This window comes from Sphingomonas sp. SORGH_AS_0789 (genome assembly GCF_031453055.1).
GTDB lineage: Bacteria > Pseudomonadota > Alphaproteobacteria > Sphingomonadales > Sphingomonadaceae > Sphingomonas.
Genome location: NZ_JAVIYV010000002.1, coordinates 98,015 through 115,699, shown reverse-complemented (window position 1 = coordinate 115,699; position 17,685 = coordinate 98,015). Strand labels below are relative to the sequence as shown.

Genomic DNA, 17,685 nt, shown 5'->3' with positions numbered 1-17,685 from the left:
CACCGCCATGATCCACGCGCAACCGGGCCTGGCAGGCATCGCCCCGCCCCTGCCGTTCCGCCGAACCCGCGTGATCCTGGCCAGCGCGCACCTGAACCACGACCCCGGCGACAACCGGCCGCGGAATCTGGCGGCGCTGTGCCAGGCCTGCCACATGCGCCATGATGCGGGGGAGCATCGCAGGCGGCGGCTGCGGAATCGGTTCCGGGCCAGCGCCATTCGCGATCTTTTTGCCTGAGCGGGTGGGGGCCTTGTCGCCCTGTAAAGATAGGGAGACCCGCAAAATTCGCTACAAGTAGCCGCTGAGAGCCTTTCGCCTTCTTCGTGTCCAGTTACGAAGTCGGCCGCGTCGCGGCCGAGGGCGGGCGACTGGAGATCGATCTGGCGGCCTCCCGATCCAGCTGTTTGGTCCCGGCGATTGATGGTGCGGGTTTGAGATGAACCGGCTTGCGTCATCTATCCATGCTTTGCAGATGGCTTCGTATGGCGTGAGCCCGCGGAGGGTCTTGCGGCGTCGCGCCAAGTTGTAGGCAGCGACGAAGTCTGTGAGGTGCTGCCGCAACTGGTAATGCGCTTTGTAATGGCAGCGGAACGGCAGCTTCTGCGCCCACATCTCCCTGATGTCTTCGGGCGTCCGGCCATCGCCGGTCGGATCGGTGAAGTGCATACCGTAGCACATTGGGAAGCGCTGGAACGGGAGCCACTGTGGCCCTGATGAAGACAAGGCCGCGAAGCGGCTGCAGGCTTCATCAGGGCAAGCCATGGCCGGCCAGCAGGTATCTAAAGTGAGGTTGTCGAGACAACACTTTGGAGGCCGACCGACCATGACCAAGCTCACCTCTACGCCTGCCGGCGCCGTGCTGGTAGCCATCGATATGTCCAAGAACCGGCAGGAGGTCCTCATAGAGCGACCGGAAGGCGGCCGGCGCCGGCGGATGACCGTCATGGCGACCAGGCAGGACTATGACGGCTTTGCCGAGCAACTCGCTGCCATCGGGCGCCCCATCATCGTCGGGTTCGAGGCGACGGGTAATTACCATCGCACGCTGGCGCACCGGCTGCTGACGGCGGGGTTTGAGCTGCGGCTCATCTCATCGGTCGCGCTCGCCCGAACGCGCGAGGCGCTGCACAACGGATGGGACAAGAACGACCCCAAGGACGCACAGGTCATCCTGCATATGCTGCGGATCGGCGCGACGCAGCGTTACGTCGACCCGCTGGTGGCTGGGATCAACGACCTGCAGGAGCTGTCGAAAACCCACGAGACGATCTCCAGGATGAAGACGCAGACCTGGCACCGGATCCTGACCCACTACCTGCCTCTATACTTCCCCGAGATCGCCCGCTTCGCAGGCAATAGCCGGTCCGACTGGTTCCTCGCGCTCATCGAGCGGTTTCCGACACCGGCCATGATCACGGCGCTGGACCGTAAGGCATTCTCGGCTGCGGCATGGCCGCTCATCGGCCGCAAGGTTTCCAAGGCACGCCTCATCAACGACATCTACGAGACGGCGGCCGCCTCGACGGCGCTGCCAGTCCCGGAGGACTCGGCCGCCATCACCATGTTCCGCATGGTCATCGCGCAGGGGCGCAGCCTCATCCACCAGCGTGACGAGATCGAGCGGCTGGCCCATGCGCGGCTCGCCGATGACGTCGACTACCAGCTGCTGCGCAACATTCCGGGCATTGGTCCGATCAACGCGCTGACCATCCTGGCCGAGGCCGGTGATCTGCGGCGTTTCAATCATCATCGTCAGTTCCTGAAGTTCTGCGGTCTCGATCTCGCAACGTGTCAGTCAGGCACGTTCCGTGGCCGCACCAAGCTGTCCAAGTACGGTAACGCGCGCCTACGCCGGACCTTCTGGATGGCTACCCAGGTCGCCGCGCGTCAGCGCGACAACAGCTTCCGCGACAAGCTCGGACGATATGTCGCCGGGCACGCGGACGATGCCGACCGTCGCCGCAAGGCGATGACGGCGCTCACCGCCAAGATGGCGCGCGTGGCTCACGCCGTCGTCAAGACGGGGACAGAGTACCGGCCGTTCCTCGAACGGTCGGATGCCAGGTGGAAGGCCCCCTCTCTAGCCAAGTGCCGTGAGGGCGCTCGTCGAGCGACCCTGTAGATAATGTTCGGGCCTTCCACCTGGGTGCGTATCTCGTTTTAAGGACAGTGAGGACCACGGCCGCCCCGGTGCCGCTGGATCCTGTGATTGCTATGGCAGGGAGCGATCCCGTTGACGGTGGGAGCCATCTGGCTCAGAATGCATGCCGTGCCGATGGTTGTCGGTGCTTGGATATCTGCTGGCAAAAACCCGCCGCTGCTTCCCGATATAGGGCGTTGCCGGTCAGCACGGTGCGCATACGCTATGGCACGGTCGCGGCGAAAGGTATCACAGAAGTCGCCAGCGACGCGCCCAGTGGCCTTCTCGTGCAACTCGCCGAAGGCGAACTTGGAGGTCCGATCGATCGCCACCAGCAGGTAAAGCTTGCCCTGCTCGGTCCGCACCTCTGCCAGATCGACGTGGAAGTAGCCGATCGGTTACGCCTTGAACTTCGCCCGAACCGGCTTGTCGCCATCGATCTCGGGCAACCGGCTGATGCCGTGACGCTGCAGGCAGCGGTGCAGCGAGAACCTCGTCAGATGCGTGATCGTCGCCTGTAGCGCGTAGAGGCAATCATCCAGCGGCAGCAGCGTGTGGCGCCAGAACGCCACGACCGCAGCTTCCTCCTCGATCATCAGCGTCGTGAGCCTGACCTCCTTGGGTCCGGTTCGCAGATCGGCCGTCGAGCTTCGCTTACGCCATTTGGCGACCGGCTTCTGGTTGACGCCGTGGCTTCGCCAGCACCCTTAGGCTCTCTTTGCTATTCTGTATCGCTCGACGGACGACCTCTGTCGTCGTGGCGCTCCCACGTAGAACCTGCCCCATAGCGCTTCCTTCCGCTCGCTCGTGGTTGTTGCATCATCAATCGTGGGGACTAAACAACTAGGCTCCAGGACCTATTAAATAACTTGCGAGAGCGGAGACGGGTTGATTCATTGTCGGTGGAGGTGCCGCCGATGAGTGACCTGTTCTGGCTGACGGACAAGCAGATGCAGCGGATTGAGCCGTATTTTCCGTTGTCGCATGGCGTGCCGCGCGTGGATGACCGGCGGATCGTCAGCGCGGCATCATCTTCGTGATCCGCAACGGCCTGCGCTGGCGGGATGCGCCAGCGGCTTATGGTCCGCCCAAGACGATCTACAACCGGTTTATCCGCTGGAGCCGGATGGGGGTGTTCAACCGCATCTTTGCCGGACTGGCAGCCGAGGGCGGACCACCGGATCAGCTGATGATCGACGCCACGCATCTGAAGGCGCACCGGACGGCAGCCAGCCTGCTCAAAAAGGGGCTCTTTCCCGATGTATCGGGCGCACCAGGGGCGGCCTGAACTCCAAGCTGCACGCCGTCTGCGACGATCGTGGACGCCCGCGTGTCATGCTGCTCACCGAAGGGCAGGTGAGCGACTACAAGGGCGCTGCCCTCATGTTCGACGCGATGCCGCCCGCTCCCATTCTGCTCGCCGATCGCGGCTACGACGCCGACTGGTTCCGCCAAGCGCTCACCGCCCGTGGAACTGTTGCCTGCATCCCGTCACGCAAGGGCCGCAAGGCGCCGATCCCGCATGATGCTGCACTCTACCGCCGTCGTCATAGGATCGAGAACATGTTCGGCCGCCTCAAAGACTGGCGACGCATCCATACCCGCTACGACCGATGTGCTCACGCCTTCATGTCCGCCATCGCACTCCCTGCCACCGTCATCTTCTGGATCAATCAATGAGGCCTGAGCCTAATCAGCGATTACGAGATCGGGCAGTACATTCCATTCCCGAACCATCGCCAGCCGTCGCGAGGGGGCGGAAACGATGCTCGCCGATGTTGTCAGCGATCTGAGTATGTCGGGGCGGCGCATAGGGATCGCTTCAACAACGGTATCACATTCCGCAGGGTTCACGGTTTGCCGCCCTACTGCATCATAAGCGTGGACATGCACGGGTCGCACGCCTGCCCTGACCGCCGCCTGACGGACTTCGAGACATCATGGCTGCGCGTCGGTGCTTCAGGCCCTTCCCATTGCCAGCCCGTTCAAGCCATCATCGACGCGATCGTCCGGCACCGGCCGCCTGCTCGCTCGCGACCGCAAACGGCGAAGTCGCATTGGCCTGCGGGGAATAATAGCGATCGATGCGGTTGCGGATGCGCGACTGCACCCGGTTTTGAATACGCCTGTTGATCCGGCCCATGGGTTCTATGCCGGTGTCCACCGCCACCTGTTCACGGCTTTGGCGTTGTCCGGCCTGCCCGACCGCCGACCGCGCCGTTTCCCCCTGGCCGGTCATGGGCAGCGGAGACGCCGAACGCATCGGCGCCTCCTGCTCCTGTCCGCGATCCTGGCGATTCTGGGCCGTGACGGGCAAGGCGGACAGCAGGAGAGCAAGCGGCATGATCCAACGCATGGTCCGGATCATAGAGCGTTTACCGCCATCCGCCTAGCCTATCGACACGCCGAGCGGTTCAACGGCCGGCCGTCGCCACATGCGCCAGAAACCATTGATAGGTTTCGCGAACCCCATCGGCCAGCGCGACCGAAGGCTTCCATCCCATGGCTTCGAGACGGCTCGAATCCATCAGCTTGCGCATCGTGCCATCGGGCTTGGTGGTATCGAACACGATCTCTCCGGCAAAGCCGGTTACCTGCGCGACCAACCGTGCGAGGTCGGCAATGGTCACATCCTCGCCATAGCCGACATTGATGTGACTCAACATCGGTTCTGTATTGGCACGGTAGCGTTCCACGGGCAGTTCGAATACGAACAGCGACGCTTCCGCCATATCATCGACATGCAGGAATTCGCGCCGCGGCGTACCCGTGCCCCAGATCGTGACCTTGTCGGCCCGTGCCTCGACGGCTTCGTGAAACCGACGGATCAATGCCGGCATCACATGACTGTTCTCGGGGTGGAAATTGTCGCCGGGACCATAGAGATTGGTCGGCATGACGCTGCGGAAATCGGTGCCGTGCTGTCGGTTATAGCTTTCGCACAGCTTGATCCCGGCGATCTTGGCGACCGCATAGGGCTCGTTCGTCGGCTCGAGAACGCCCGCCAGCAGGGCATCCTCGCGCATCGGTTGTGCGACGGCGCGCGGATAAATGCATGACGAACCCAGAAACAGCAGCCGGCGGACGCCGCTTGCGAATGCCTGGTGAATGACATTGCACTCGATCATCAGGTTTTCGTAAATGAAATCGGCTGGATAGGTGTTGTTGGCATAGATGCCACCGACCTTGGCCGCCGCCAATACGACCCCGTCCAGCGCCTCGGTCGCGAAGAAATCGCGGACCGCGTGCTGGTTCGTCAGGTCGAGTTCGGCACGGTTGCGGGTCACCACTTCAGCCCCGCGCTCGGTCAGCTTGCGTGCAATGGCACCACCGACCATGCCACGGTGACCGGCTACGAAAATCCGCATCTGTACTTCCTCAGGACTCGAGCGATACGGGCAGCTGGTAACCATGCTGCTTGAGCAGGGCATGCCGCTTTGCGGCCTTCAGATCCTCGGCCACCATCTCGGCGCACATGTCCTGCACGCTGGTTTCCGGCACCCAGCCCAGCTTTTCCTTGGCGCGGGTCGGATCGCCCAGCAGCGTGTCGACCTCGGCCGGACGGAAATATCGCGGATCGATCCGCACGATGACGTCGCCCGCCTTGACCGCCGGAGCATCGTCGCCCTCGACCGCCTCGACGATGCCGACTTCCGCTTCACCTTCGCCTTCGAAGCGAAGCGTGATGCCGAGATGCTGGGCCGACCAGGTGATGAACTCGCGCACCGAATATTGCACGCCTGTCGCGATGACGAAGTCTTCGGCGGTTTCCTGCTGAAGCATCAGCCACTGCATGTGAACATAGTCACGGGCATGGCCCCAGTCGCGCAGCGAATCGATGTTGCCCATGTACAGGCAGGATTCGAGGCCCTGCGCGATATTGGCGAGGCCGCGCGTGATCTTGCGGGTCACGAACGTCTCACCGCGTCGCGGGCTCTCGTGGTTGAACAGCACGCCGTTGCAGGCATACATGCCATATGCCTCACGATAATTGACCGTGATCCAGTACGCATACAGCTTGGCGACGGCGTAAGGCGAACGTGGATAGAATGGCGTCGTTTCGCGCTGGGGAATTTCCTGGACCAGGCCATAAAGTTCCGACGTCGACGCCTGATAGAAGCGCGTCTTCTTTTCGAGCCCGAGGAAGCGGATCGCCTCCAATAGGCGAAGCGTGCCCAGACCGTCGACATCGGCGGTATATTCCGGCGCCTCGAAACTGACCGCGACGTGGCTCTGCGCGCCGAGGTTATAGACCTCGTCAGGCTGAATTTCCTGGATGATGCGCGTTAGATTGGACGTGTCGGACAGGTCGCCATAATGCAGCTTCAGGTCGGGCGACGCCGCATGGGGATCCTGATAGATGTGGTCGATACGCTGGGTATTGAACAGCGACGCGCGCCGCTTGATGCCATGAACCTCATAGCCCTTTTCCAACAGCAGCTCGGCCAGATACGAACCGTCCTGGCCCGTGATGCCGGTGATGAGTGCGACCTTCTTCCCGCTCAACGTTCTTCCCTTCGTATCTCGTGCGATCAGAGGCGCTTTCCTCGATCGGTCTCTCATCAAGGATGGCAACATATCATTCGCCCATCCCGCTCGAATAGCGGCAGCGATGCGATTAGCAACAATGGCGTGATCGGTCACATGACCGCGACATTGCCGCTTCCTATGGACGGCGCAAGAGCTGTACCTCGGAAACCTGTCCCGAAACATCGCTCGACTGGTTGCCTGCCTGTACCGTCAGCTCGAGATATTGGGCCGGACAGGTGGCGGGAATGTCGACGCGACCTTCAAAGCGGCCTTCAGCGACCGATCCGGGCAGGGGGACGCGGGCAAGCTCGGCTCCGCGGATGCAACGCACGACCCAATATCCCCGCGCGCCCGACGCAGGATCGATGCCTGTGGCGCGTCCCGACAGGGTGTAGGTTCCGGGCGGCAGAACCTGCGCTTGTTGCAGCACCACGCCGCCCGCCATGGGTGAGACGACATATTCAAAATCGCCAGGCTGCAATGTCGCGGTCACGCCCGCATCGTCGAGTACCGGCTTCCAGTCGAACAGGGATATCGATGTCCGAGCGGCGGTGAAGTGCGGGTCACGCGATTGCTGCCGGTTGGCGCCCGTCATTGCGGCATAATGCGCCCAGGCCAGATCATATTGCTGCTGATGGCTCAAGGCATCGATGACCATCGTATCGGCCGAGAGGGGCACCGCGACGTGTGCGCGGCGGGCCTTGCTCAACAGAGCGGCAGTGGCGACCGGATCGCCGTCCAGTGCCGCCTGGTTTAGGAAATCTTGCCCCCAGGGCGGCCGCTTCGCCAACAAGGCGAGCAACCCATCGGCGACTTTATCGTCGGCGATCGCTGCATTAAGGACCGGGTACAACAACGCGGGCGCAAAGCGCGATGTTCGGAGCGCGATGTCGTAGTTTTTCAGCACCCCCGGAATGTCGTTCCGGCTGACGGCATCCTCGATCGCCCATAATTGCGAGCGAAGATCGCGACGAGACAGCCGATTGGCATAGGCAAAGATCCGACGGGCCGCGCCGGTATCTCCGCGGAGCTGGGCGTTGATACCCAGCGTGGCAACAGCCGCCACCGCCGTCGGATCCTGAACCAGGGCCTGTCGGGCGATCCGGTCGGAACGCGCACGCGTTGCCTTGTCCACCTCCGCGCCGGAAAGCGCTTCCGACAATAAAGCCCCGATCCGTCCGTCATGCGACGAGAGCGAATAGGCCAGTTCGGGGCTGCTGCTCCGCAGCGTATAGCCCAGCGAATGCGTGACCGCCGCCCAGCCCAGGAAAAGCGCGCCGACGGCAATGCCACCCCGAATGCCCCAGTTGACAGGCGTCCGACGGGGCGCGGTACGATGGATCGGACGCATTTTCATCAGCTTGCGGCGTGATCTTCCTGGTTACGGCCATAGCCATAGCCATAGTCATAGCCACGGCCGTAATCCGCCTTGCTCGCCTCGAACTTCGTCAGAATGCCGCCGATGACATGAACGTTCGCGGTGGCCAGGCGACCAAGCGCGGTGCGGACCATGCTGGAACGGATACCGTGCGATTCCACCGCATAGACCGTGCCCTCGACACGGCTTGCGATCAGGGGCGCATCGGCCAAGCCCATTACCGGCGGAGAGTCGATGACGACGTGATCATATATCTCAAGCAGTCGTTCGAGTAGCATAGGCAATCGGTTGCCCGTCAGCAGTTCGGCCGCGTTGGGCGGGATCGGCCCGGCGGTCATCACATCGAACCCCAGTTCCGGCATCGGGAAAAGGAGCGGTGCGACGTCGTCCTGGCCGGCCAGGAAATTGCTCAACCCACGATCGTGACTGATGTTGGCGAGTTGGTGCACAGACGGCGAGCGCATGTCGCCGTCGACCAGTACCACCTTCTTGTGCGCGCGCGTGAGCATGGTTGCCAGCGCCAGCGCACTGGTCGATTTGCCTTCAGCAGGGCGGGTCGAGGTGATCGCCAGCGAGCGCGGCACGCCATGCTCGGTGGTAAAGGCCAGATTGGTCTGAATGGCCAGATAGGCATCGACCAATTCCGACTTGCGGTCGAGCAACGCCTCCTTGGGAGCAGTGTCGATCTTCGGCACCGAACCCAAGAGCGGCAGGTTGAGCCGCCGTTCCACTTCGGCCGGATCGGCGATCGCTTCGTCGATCTGCTCCAGCGCGAAGGCAAGCGCGGACCCTAGCCCCAGGCCGATCAGCATGGACAGCAGGAGGTTGAGCATCAGGCGAGGGCTGGAGGGATATTGCGGGATTTCCGCCGGATCGACGACGGAGACGTTGTTGATGCCGACCCCGCCGGCGACGCCGATTTCCTTGAACCGCTGCAGCAGCCCATCGTAGAGAGCGCGGTTGGTATCCACTTCCTGCTGATAGATATTGTATTGAATGCTGCGGCGACGCACATCCAGGAAGCTGGACTTGAGGCTTTCGACGCGCGAGCGAAGCGCATTTTCACGCTCCAGCGCCTGGCGATATTCGGCCTGAACCGAACCCGACACGCGGCCTTCTTCCCGCGCGATCGAACGGTCGAGCTGGTTGATCTGCGACTGAAGGGCACGGGCCTGCGGATAGCCCGGCTCGAACTGCACCATCAGGCGCTGATATTCCGCCGCCAGTTCCGCGCGACGCTGGCGCAGGTTGCTGATCGTCTGGTCGCGGAGCGCCTCGCTCGAGGTTCCTGATGCCCCACCGGCCTGGGACCGCGCCTGGGCGGCGATACGGTCGGCCGTTGCCTGTGACAGGGCACTGGTCAGAGCGGCCAGCTCGTCGGCCACGAGCGAGCGTTCCGACGTCGTGCCGTTGGCGGTCGTCTGCCCGGGCAGGTTGATGATGCGCTGGGCCGAGGCGTAGCCCACCAGCTGGCGCTGGGACTCGTCGAGGCGCTCCTTGGCCTGCGCGAGTTCACGCTGGAGCAGGTTGCGGCCATAGGATGTCGCCTGAACCTTGCGCTCCAGGTTCATCTGGATGAACGCATCGCTCCATGCATTGGCGACGCGCGCCGAAAAGGCCGGATCGGGGCTGATGAAACTGATCTGGACCAGGCGAGACAAGCGGGTCGGATTGATATTCAGGTTGCGACGCAACACCTCACCCGCCACGCGCAACCGCGTCGCACGGCCAGCGACCGCATAGCGGCCATTGACCTGCTGGAAATCCGGGCTTTTCTTGGCAGCGCCGAAACGCTCGAAGAAGGCGGGATCGTCGACCAGTCGCAACTGGGTCGCAACCCGTTCCGACAGCGACCGGGATTGGAGCAGACCATATTGGGTCTGATAAAATTCCTGGTCCGCCAGGCTCGTTTCGCGTTCGACACCCTGGAAATTGGTGACCTGATTGGACTCGCGCGAAATCTCGATGGTCGCCGTCGCCGTGTATTTCGGCGTCATCAGCAGCGTCGCGATCAAGCCCAGCAGGAGCGAGGCGACTGTCAGCCCGATGATCACGAAGCGCCAGCGATAGGCGATACGCAGAAGCTGACGCAGCAGGTGCATATTCTCACCGCCGGCGACATCCCGCATCTTGGGATCGGGAACGCCGGCCGGCGCGGTGCCACGCGGGTTGGTTATAACCAGATTCATCAAACGGCCCTTACTGCAGGACGGCGATCAGCGGCGCTGCGAGCAGCGGCGAGAGAGAGACAAAGTCGCGGAACAGACGACGTTGAGGCGAATCCCCAACGATGATGACATCGTTGGCATAAACGGGGGGATCGTCATAAGCACCGCGACGGATCGCGGCGATATTGTACAACCCCGCCATGCGGCGCGTACCGACGGTGCGCAGGATGACGACGTCTTCCTGGCGTGCAAACTCGTTAAGCCCCTTGGCCGACGCCACCACGCGCATCAAAGTCATCTGGTTGGTGACGGGGTACAGGCCGGGTTCCGAGACCTGTCCATCGATGGTCACCACCTGGCTGACCGAATTCTTGATGTTCACCGTCACCTGGGGATTGCGGACATACCGTCCACGCAGCGCGGCCTCGATCGCCGCGGCGACCTCGGCCGCGGTCTTGCCGCGAACGTCGATCGTGCCAGCCAGTGGCATCGCGATGCGCCCGCTGGCGTCGACCTGCATCTCGCGACCCAGATCGGGGATGCCAAAGACATCGACCTCGATCGTATCGAGCGGGCCGATCAGGGCCGGGCGGTCGGCAGCGGTCAGATCGCTGCGATCGGGTGGGGGCAGGATGCCGCTGCCTTCGACGACGGTCAATTGCCCATTGGAATGAATGGGTTCGGGAGCGCCACAACCGGTAAGCAGGATCGCGCAGCTAAGGGCGATGAAGGTCTTGCGCATACGCGATGAATTCCGCGAATTGATGGGAAATTAGCCGGGCTATAGATGTTCACTCTATCGGGGTAAAGCTGAACGCTGCACCGAACTTCCCCAATGAAGCCACAACGCCGCCAATATGATGATCATCATCATGATGGGCGTCCGGGATGGATAGTCGAACGCGCTGGCGACCCACATCAGCAGCAGGAGCCCAGACCCAAGCCTTCCGAGCAGAACGGCTTCATCGCGCGAACGACGCCACACCCGGACGCTGGCCCAGAGCCACCATCCAAAGGCCATCAGCAAGACAATCAACGCACCGACCCCACCGTCCAGCAACACCTCGAGCCAATCGTCATGGGCATGGTTAAAATAGGTGAGGCGCAGCAACGCCATCGGTTCATGGATGCGAAAGATCGGATCGAAACCGCCAAAGCCGCTGCCGACCGGGAAATATGTGCCGATCATCGACAGCACGGTCGGCAACCCGCGCACACGCATGTCGCTGCCCGCATCGACGGCAAAGATCCGATTGATCGCCACTGCCCGATCGGCTGCGACGCTGAGGAAGATGATGCCGGTGACAGCCGTGACGATCAGAACGATCAGAACGGGATAAAGCCAGCGCGGTCCGCGCCGGACGACCGCATGGAGATCGCGCCGTACCAGCGCCAATGCCCCGACAAGGGCTATTCCCGCGAGCAACAGGCCCCCGCGCGAACCGCTGGCCAGGATCGCCAGCAGGAACAGCAGCATCAAGGCACCGGCGATCGGCAGTTTCCAGCGCATGGCGCGTTCGGAACGTACCGCCCATACTGGTGCGATCATGCATCCCATCGCCAAGAAAAGGGCAAAGTGGTTGCGATTGGCGAAATTGCCGCTGGGCTGGCCGATCGTTTCGTTGACCAGCGGGTTGTCCAATCCCGTGCCGGAAAATTGCAGGACGGCGACAGGCGCCATGGCAACGACCATGACCAGTAGGGCATCGGGCAGATAGCGACGATCGCGTTCGTCCAGCATCAGGGCGAGGACTAGAACGACGCCTGGCACCAGCAAGGCATAAAGGGCATTCCAGGTCGCGCCCGGCACCATCGTCAACGGTCGCCAGGGCTGCGGGGCACCGGTGATCGCCGAGGCATCGAGGAGCAGGCCACGGCCGGGCAGCGAAGTCCAGATCGCCGGGGGCAATGGTATGAGTTGCAGCGCGACCAGCGCCACGATCGCCGCGAACAGCAAGACGACCGGACGCCCCTGGCGCCAGGCGGGAGCGGGCCCGAAGAGAACCGCCATGACCAGCGCCAGGGTCGCGACGCTGCGCACGACCACCTGACCCAAGACGTCGGGCCGAGACGCCCCTCCGGCCAGCCATAGCGTCGCCAGCATCAGGCACATTAGCGCGAAGATCGGATCGATCTGCAACCGGCGGCTTGTCGAACGGGATTTTTGCATGCTGGTCGTGTTCCTAGGCCGCGCGTCGAACCGGATCAATCCGCGAACAGGGCGAGCATCCGTCGCGCCACTTCGTCCCAATCGCGTGGGATCGCAGCGAGCTGGGTCGTCCAGTCTGGACGCCACGACGCGTCCAGACGCGCACGCAGCGTCTGGATCGCGGCCACCAATGCACCAGGATCGTTGGGATCGAAATAGATGGCGCCGTCGCCGCACAGCGCGTGCGCATAGGGGAGATCGGCGGCCAGAACCGGCAATCCCAGGAACATCGCCTCCACCAGCGGCAGACCATAGCTTTCCTGAAGCGAAGGAAACACGAGTGCATCGCAAGCGCGGTAGCGTGCGATCATCGCGTCGGGACCAAGTGTTCCGTGACGGACGATACGGGGATCGTTGCCGACCGCCGTGGCGTCGTCGGCGATGGTTAGGTCCAGCGAGGCAACGTCGCGGCAATCGGCCAGGGCCTGGCCCAGCAACGGGTGATTCTTATGGGGATAGGGCGATGCCGGAAAGAACAGCCGCAGCGGCGCCCCCGCCGCGCGCGCCGGTGGGGGGGCGGGGGGCGTTGCCAACAGCCATGCCGGTGCGGGCTGCGCGATGATCGTGATCCGGCCGGCCAGTTCGGGATAGGTGGTGAGCAATCCGTCGGCCATCGTCGTCGTCTGCACGACGACCTGGTCGATCCGCGCAAGATTGGCACGGAACAGGGCGCGACTGATCGCCGACTTCAGATTGGTGATCGTCGAGGCGCTGCGGCTGCCGGCCAGCAGGAACGGCGTCTGCACGAACACGACCTGTCGCCGTGTACCGTGACGATAGGGCAGGTCGCCGAGCACCAGCAGGTCGCCGCCTCGGGCGATCCGTCGCCCGGTGGTCATGCATTCGACCACGCGCGACAGGGCATTGGGCAGGCGGCGCGCATAGTGATGGACGCGGACCGCGCTGGAACCCGTCGGCGCGTCGGCCGCGTCGCCGCGCGCAGGAAGCCAGACGGTGTCGAGCGAGGGCGTACCCACCCTTTGCAATGCGGGAAGCAGCGAGCACAGCAGTTGGGTCGCACCCAGACCCTGGATGTTGGTCGCCGCGACCGTGACCGAACGGGATATGGGGCTCATGCCGTGTACCAAGGGGCTGGGGGAGGGGCGGTGCCGGCGTGCGTGGCCGCGATGCAATCGCGCATATAGGCCCCCGCCACGATCGGTTGCAGCAAGTCGGCGAGCGGGGAGGTGCGGTCACGCCAGCCCTGCAAGCGGGCCGGATCCGCCGCGATCTTCGCAATCGAACGGGCCAGCGCTCCCGCATCTCCGGGCGGGAACGTGTCACCGCAGCCATTCTGCGCGACCATGGCGGCAGCGCCCACCATGTCCGATGCAAGAACTGGTACGCCTGCGCCGATCGCTTCGTTCACGACTACGGCCCAACCATCATACAGGCTGGGCACCACGAGCAGGTCGTGCCCAGCGAGCGCTGCTCCCACCGCACCGAAGGGCAGACGACCGCCATATCGCACCCGTTCTCCCTCAAGAGCCGTGCCTGCCGCCGGAGCACCGCCGTATAGCGTCAGCGTTGCCCCGCATGCGACCAGTTCGGGTCTGTCGAACGCAGCAACAAGGGAATCGACGCCTTTGCGCTCGATGAACGACCCGAGATAGGCGACCTTCAATCCGCCGCTCGCCATGGGCCGAGCTTGTGGGGCAGGATCCAGTGGTACAAAATAGCCGAACGGAAAGATCCGATCCGTCGCGATGCCCATGCGTCTATATTGCCGGACGCCCGCCGGGGAAATTGCAAACACGCCGCTCAGCCGCCCACGCAGCAACTGACCATAGAGTCCATAAAGGCGAGGCCGCAGGAAGGTCTTGACCCGTTCCTTCCACCGCGGCGCATCGGCTAGATATCCCGTCGCGACCGGGGAATAGGGCTCGGAAATGAGATAGGTTTCGAGCTTGTGCCACAATGCCAGTCCAAGCGCGACATTTTGGCGCGAACGCTCGAACGGGCTCCCGAAGATGTGGATGCTGTCGCGTTCTTCCCGCAGGATGGCCCGAATACGGGCCTGCCAGTCATGATCGGGCAGGATCTCGACCGGCACGACCGATGCGGCATCGGTCGTCCATCCCTGATCGCGGCGAACCGCGATATCGGGTGCGCAGGCGATGACGCGCAAGGAAGCCTGTGCCGCATCGGCCAGGCCCCGCAGCGTATGCGACTGGTGGGCGGTCAGCACGGGTTGCCAGCAGCAGATACGCATTATGCCGTCCCGCCGTAGAGGAAAGTGCTCAGCGTTCGCCCGACGGCATGATAGGAAAGATTCTCGGTCACGCGCCGTTGCCCTGCCATGGCCAGTTGAAGGACGGCCGCACGATCGGTCGCGGCCCGGCGGATGCAGGCCACCAGTTCGACGGGATCGGTGGTTTCCAGATACCAGGCCGCATCACCGAACACCGCTTTCACATCGCTGATGTCGGTGGCGATAAGCGCCAGTCCGTTTTCGGCGATCTCGACCGTCTTGGACGGAAATGTCGTTTCGGACACGCCACCGCCAACCGGCTTCAGCGACAGTCCGACATGCGCACGACCCAGCAACGCGGCATAGCCTGCGGCATCCAGCCGTCCATGGATCCGGACATCGGGACATGTGCCGTCTTCGAAACGGCGTAACGCGTCGATACCGGGGCCCGCTCCGGCGATCTCAAAGCGTAGCTGATCGAACACTGGATCGCGCAGTGCGCGCATCTGTTCCAGCGCCGCCTCGAACTGCGTCTGTCCGGTGTCCTGATTGATAAACCCGGCCAGCATGACGCACAGCGGCCCGTCCGCAAAACGTTCGGGGCGGATTGCCATGGGCTCGGGTACCGCACCGTAGCAGGTCTGGACCGGCCGAATGGGCGTTCCCTGCGCCAGGCGCGCGGTGGCCAGGATCGCGCCATGGGTCGCATGGCGCGCAAATGCCGCCGAGGCATCGGTCCCACGCCGCGAATAGGCGGCCTCGCTGGCCGAAAGCGGGCCATCCTCGATGTCGACCGATATGGCGGCGCGACGCAGCGTCAGCGCGTGCAACGCTGGCAGGTAAAGCGACATCTGATTGTAGAAGAGATGGCGCACCCCGCGCGAGCGATGCGCCACCCGCCAGGCGAACCAGGCGAGCCACAACGCACTGAGCAGCTGGGACGCGACGGGGACGTCCCACAATGGCCCGTAAACCACGGGTACACCATCGACCCGCGTTATGCCGCCGCGATGGAACCGGCCACCACGACCGGGACCGCGCGCCATGCTGACCACGATCGCGCGCACGCCCGCGGTCCTTAGCGCCCGGGCCATGGCGAGGATCTTGCGCGTCGCGGCCGGGCTGTCGGTGACGATCCTGCGCCGAACCCGCACGGCCTCGGGCAGGGCATTGGAATAGAAGAACAGGATACGTCGATCGCGGCGGTCCATCACTTATCCTTCCAGCACGCGCTTGACTTGAGCTGGAACACCCGCGGCAAGAACATTGGGGGGGAGGGGCCCGACGACGACCGCGCCCGCAGCAACGATGGTCCCCGCACCGATGGTTGCCCCACCCAGCATGGTGCAGCGGGCCCCGATCCAGCAGCCATCGCCGATCGTTATCGGCAACGCCTTTTCCGTGCCTGCCCGACGCGAGGCGGGGCCCAGGTCGTGGCTGCCGGTGACGAAGCTGACCTCATGACCGATGTCGCACCGCTCGCCGATCACGATCGGCGCAGCGGGATGCGAATAGAACACACCACGGGGACTGATCCAGCTTCCCCGACCTATCCTCACGCTTCCGCGCCCGTAGAACCAGCCATCGCCGCACACCCGCGCATCATCGGCCAGATCAATTCCCGCCGCGCGCAGCACCGCAAGGCGAATCCCGAACAGCCGGGTGGGCGGCAGCAGCCGCAAAAGGAACTGGACAAGATGAAGAAACATGGACGCCTCCGCCGTCAGCCCTGCGCGCCCGCCGTCTTGTTGCGCAGCGCATAGGCGAAGGCCAGCAGCGCGATCATCAACAGGAACTGGCCGGTATCGGAAAAGAACGGCAAAAACGGGATGAAGGCGGCGCTGATGATCATCAGGACATTCATCATGACGAAGGCGAAGTTTCCGCCAGCGCGTGTAATGCGCCAAATATATTGGCTGCTGAAGCCCTGTATGAACATCACCACGATGCAGCCGGTATAGCCGAAGTCCATGATGAAGCTGGACAGTGCCGTCGTCCAGCCAAATCCGATCACGCCGGCGCTCTGGATATAAAGCCGTTTGAGGTCGAGCGCGGCCGCGACGCTATGGCCGAAAATGGGCTCCAGCTGTCGCAGGAGAAAGGGGAAGGAGAAGATGCCATAGAAATGGCGGCCGAAATCGACCCGCATCGAGATGGCGAATAGCGGCGCGGTATGGGTGACGTACAGAATGAATTCGACGATCGTCGATTTCAGGAACGGAACATAGTCGAGCGCGGCGTCCAGTTTCGGAGACAGGTTGGCGTTGAACAAGCGGTACAAGGTAGCGTTGCGATCGCCCGCGCTGCCATCGCTGGAACGATTGAGCGTAATGAACAGCATGTAGAAGGCCCCGGCGCTCCCGATCGCCAGGCGGGTCGACAGACTCGACGCATTGCCCAAGCCGGCCGCGCGGCGACGGGAAGTGCGTGTCGCCTCCAGCGCAAGGCAGAAAAGAATGAGCTGGAGCACGGCATTGCGCCCGGCAAGCGACAACATGTTCAGAAAGATGCCGGATGCCATCGACATGTATAGCGCCGCGCGCCACGGCCCCATCTCGCTGCGGAAATAAATGCCCAGCCCAAGACACAGGAAGCACGCCCATGTGGTGACCGCCGCGATCCGCGCCCAGACCGTGGCCCCGGTCATGTCGATAACGTCGGCGCGCACCGCCGCTAGGTTGGACAGGTCGAGACCGCTGGTCACGATGTTCAGGGCGGTCATGATGATCGATATGGCCGCAATGGGCAGGCACCACGTACCGATCCGCCGCCAGCGAGCATAATCCGCCGCGAAATCGATCTGGACCAGACTTGCCGCACGCGGTTCTGCATAGCGATTGGGGCGTAGGTGGACCATGGCCGCACCGATGAGAAACGCACCGATCGAAGCCGCGATCACGAACAGATAATCATTTCCGGTGAAAACCAGATAGTCGTAGCTGACCATCCCGAAGGCGGTCGGAGCAAGGCACACCAGCCATGCGATCAGCAGCGAACGCACCGGCCCGCCCCAGCTCCACAAGAGAGCCAGCAGAGCGCCCAGGACGATGACCAGCAGCAGCAACACA

At 63.3% G+C, this 17,685-nt stretch carries 12 protein-coding genes and 6 pseudogenes; 3 read left to right on the top strand and 15 right to left on the bottom strand.

Going from position 1 to position 17,685, the window contains the following annotated elements; all coding sequences use genetic code 11:
• Nucleotides 1-238, top strand: a pseudogene (locus tag QE360_RS19110) (hypothetical protein); the annotation flags it as partial.
• A 165-nt stretch (nucleotides 239-403) separates the two neighbouring features.
• On the opposite strand, the pseudogene QE360_RS19105 reads toward QE360_RS19110, so the two are convergent.
• Nucleotides 404-670: pseudogene (locus QE360_RS19105) on the bottom strand (IS3 family transposase); the annotation flags it as partial.
• 154 nt (nucleotides 671-824) lie between these two features.
• On the opposite strand from QE360_RS19105, the pseudogene QE360_RS19100 reads away from it, so the two are divergent.
• Nucleotides 825-2,085 (top strand): annotated as a pseudogene (locus tag QE360_RS19100) (IS110 family transposase).
• 310 nt (nucleotides 2,086-2,395) lie between these two features.
• Here QE360_RS19100 and QE360_RS19095 read toward each other — a convergent pair.
• Nucleotides 2,396-2,927, bottom strand: a pseudogene (locus QE360_RS19095) (IS481 family transposase); the annotation flags it as partial.
• Between the two features lie 131 nt (nucleotides 2,928-3,058).
• Between QE360_RS19095 and QE360_RS19090 the strand changes: the two are divergent.
• Nucleotides 3,059-3,821: pseudogene (locus QE360_RS19090) on the top strand (IS5 family transposase).
• A gap of 9 nt (nucleotides 3,822-3,830) precedes the next feature.
• On the opposite strand, the pseudogene QE360_RS19180 reads toward QE360_RS19090, so the two are convergent.
• The 13 genes and pseudogenes from QE360_RS19180 to QE360_RS19030 all read right to left on the bottom strand — a co-directional run.
• A pseudogene (locus QE360_RS19180) lies at nucleotides 3,831-4,052 on the bottom strand (3-keto-5-aminohexanoate cleavage protein); the annotation flags it as partial.
• 82 nt (nucleotides 4,053-4,134) lie between these two features.
• Nucleotides 4,135-4,485: a hypothetical protein gene (locus QE360_RS19085; protein WP_309704430.1), complete on the bottom strand. Its 351-nt coding sequence runs from the start codon at nucleotides 4,483-4,485 to the stop codon at nucleotides 4,135-4,137.
• 70 nt (nucleotides 4,486-4,555) lie between these two features.
• Nucleotides 4,556-5,509 carry a GDP-L-fucose synthase gene (locus QE360_RS19080; RefSeq protein WP_309704440.1) on the bottom strand — a complete coding sequence of 318 codons (954 nt, stop codon included), beginning with the start codon at nucleotides 5,507-5,509 and terminating at the stop codon, nucleotides 4,556-4,558.
• Nucleotides 5,510-5,519: 10 nt separating this feature from the next.
• Nucleotides 5,520-6,647 (bottom strand): GDP-mannose 4,6-dehydratase, encoded by a 1,128-nt coding sequence (gene gmd, locus QE360_RS19075; RefSeq protein WP_279333266.1) that lies wholly within the window; start codon nucleotides 6,645-6,647, stop codon nucleotides 5,520-5,522.
• Between the two features lie 160 nt (nucleotides 6,648-6,807).
• Nucleotides 6,808-8,028: a hypothetical protein gene (locus QE360_RS19070; protein ID WP_309704428.1), complete on the bottom strand. Its 1,221-nt coding sequence runs from the start codon at nucleotides 8,026-8,028 to the stop codon at nucleotides 6,808-6,810.
• On the bottom strand, nucleotides 8,028-10,238 hold the full coding sequence (locus QE360_RS19065) for a polysaccharide biosynthesis tyrosine autokinase (RefSeq protein WP_279333270.1): 2,211 nt from the start codon (nucleotides 10,236-10,238) through the stop codon (nucleotides 8,028-8,030). The genes QE360_RS19070 and QE360_RS19065 overlap by 1 nt, the downstream gene beginning before the upstream one ends.
• 10 nt (nucleotides 10,239-10,248) lie before the next feature.
• Nucleotides 10,249-10,959, bottom strand: a complete 711-nt coding sequence (locus QE360_RS19060) for a polysaccharide biosynthesis/export family protein (protein WP_279333272.1) — start codon at nucleotides 10,957-10,959, stop codon at nucleotides 10,249-10,251.
• A 54-nt stretch (nucleotides 10,960-11,013) separates the two neighbouring features.
• A complete protein-coding gene (locus tag QE360_RS19055) occupies nucleotides 11,014-12,387 on the bottom strand; it encodes an O-antigen ligase (RefSeq protein WP_279333274.1) in 1,374 nt (457 codons plus the stop codon).
• 35 nt (nucleotides 12,388-12,422) lie between these two features.
• Nucleotides 12,423-13,502 (bottom strand): glycosyltransferase, encoded by a 1,080-nt coding sequence (locus tag QE360_RS19050; RefSeq protein ID WP_279333276.1) that lies wholly within the window; start codon nucleotides 13,500-13,502, stop codon nucleotides 12,423-12,425.
• Nucleotides 13,499-14,638: a glycosyltransferase gene (locus tag QE360_RS19045; RefSeq protein ID WP_279333278.1), complete on the bottom strand. Its 1,140-nt coding sequence runs from the start codon at nucleotides 14,636-14,638 to the stop codon at nucleotides 13,499-13,501. The genes QE360_RS19050 and QE360_RS19045 overlap by 4 nt, the downstream gene beginning before the upstream one ends.
• Nucleotides 14,638-15,828 (bottom strand): glycosyltransferase, encoded by a 1,191-nt coding sequence (locus QE360_RS19040; RefSeq protein WP_279333280.1) that lies wholly within the window; start codon nucleotides 15,826-15,828, stop codon nucleotides 14,638-14,640. The genes QE360_RS19045 and QE360_RS19040 overlap by 1 nt, the downstream gene beginning before the upstream one ends.
• A gap of 3 nt (nucleotides 15,829-15,831) precedes the next feature.
• Nucleotides 15,832-16,299 carry a DapH/DapD/GlmU-related protein gene (locus QE360_RS19035; protein WP_309704424.1) on the bottom strand — a complete coding sequence of 156 codons (468 nt, stop codon included), beginning with the start codon at nucleotides 16,297-16,299 and terminating at the stop codon, nucleotides 15,832-15,834.
• A 41-nt stretch (nucleotides 16,300-16,340) separates the two neighbouring features.
• Nucleotides 16,341-17,684 carry a hypothetical protein gene (locus tag QE360_RS19030; protein WP_309704422.1) on the bottom strand — a complete coding sequence of 448 codons (1,344 nt, stop codon included), beginning with the start codon at nucleotides 17,682-17,684 and terminating at the stop codon, nucleotides 16,341-16,343.
• Nucleotide 17,685 lies beyond the last annotated feature (1 nt).

What these genes read in the sequence shown, in the direction of transcription:
- QE360_RS19050 (WP_279333276.1), bottom strand. Translation starts at nt 13,502, where the DNA reads ATGAGCCCCATATCCCGTTCGGTCACGGTCGCGGCGACCAACATCCAG.
- QE360_RS19060 (WP_279333272.1), bottom strand. Translation starts at nt 10,959, where the DNA reads ATGCGCAAGACCTTCATCGCCCTTAGCTGCGCGATCCTGCTTACCGGT.
- QE360_RS19040 (WP_279333280.1), bottom strand. Translation starts at nt 15,828, where the DNA reads ATGGACCGCCGCGATCGACGTATCCTGTTCTTCTATTCCAATGCCCTG.
- QE360_RS19045 (WP_279333278.1), bottom strand. Translation starts at nt 14,638, where the DNA reads ATGCGTATCTGCTGCTGGCAACCCGTGCTGACCGCCCACCAGTCGCAT.
- QE360_RS19065 (WP_279333270.1), bottom strand. Translation starts at nt 10,238, where the DNA reads ATGAATCTGGTTATAACCAACCCGCGTGGCACCGCGCCGGCCGGCGTT.
- QE360_RS19085 (WP_309704430.1), bottom strand. Translation starts at nt 4,485, where the DNA reads ATGCCGCTTGCTCTCCTGCTGTCCGCCTTGCCCGTCACGGCCCAGAAT.
- QE360_RS19055 (WP_279333274.1), bottom strand. Translation starts at nt 12,387, where the DNA reads ATGCAAAAATCCCGTTCGACAAGCCGCCGGTTGCAGATCGATCCGATC.
- QE360_RS19070 (WP_309704428.1), bottom strand. Translation starts at nt 8,028, where the DNA reads ATGAAAATGCGTCCGATCCATCGTACCGCGCCCCGTCGGACGCCTGTC.
- QE360_RS19080 (WP_309704440.1), bottom strand. Translation starts at nt 5,509, where the DNA reads ATGCGGATTTTCGTAGCCGGTCACCGTGGCATGGTCGGTGGTGCCATT.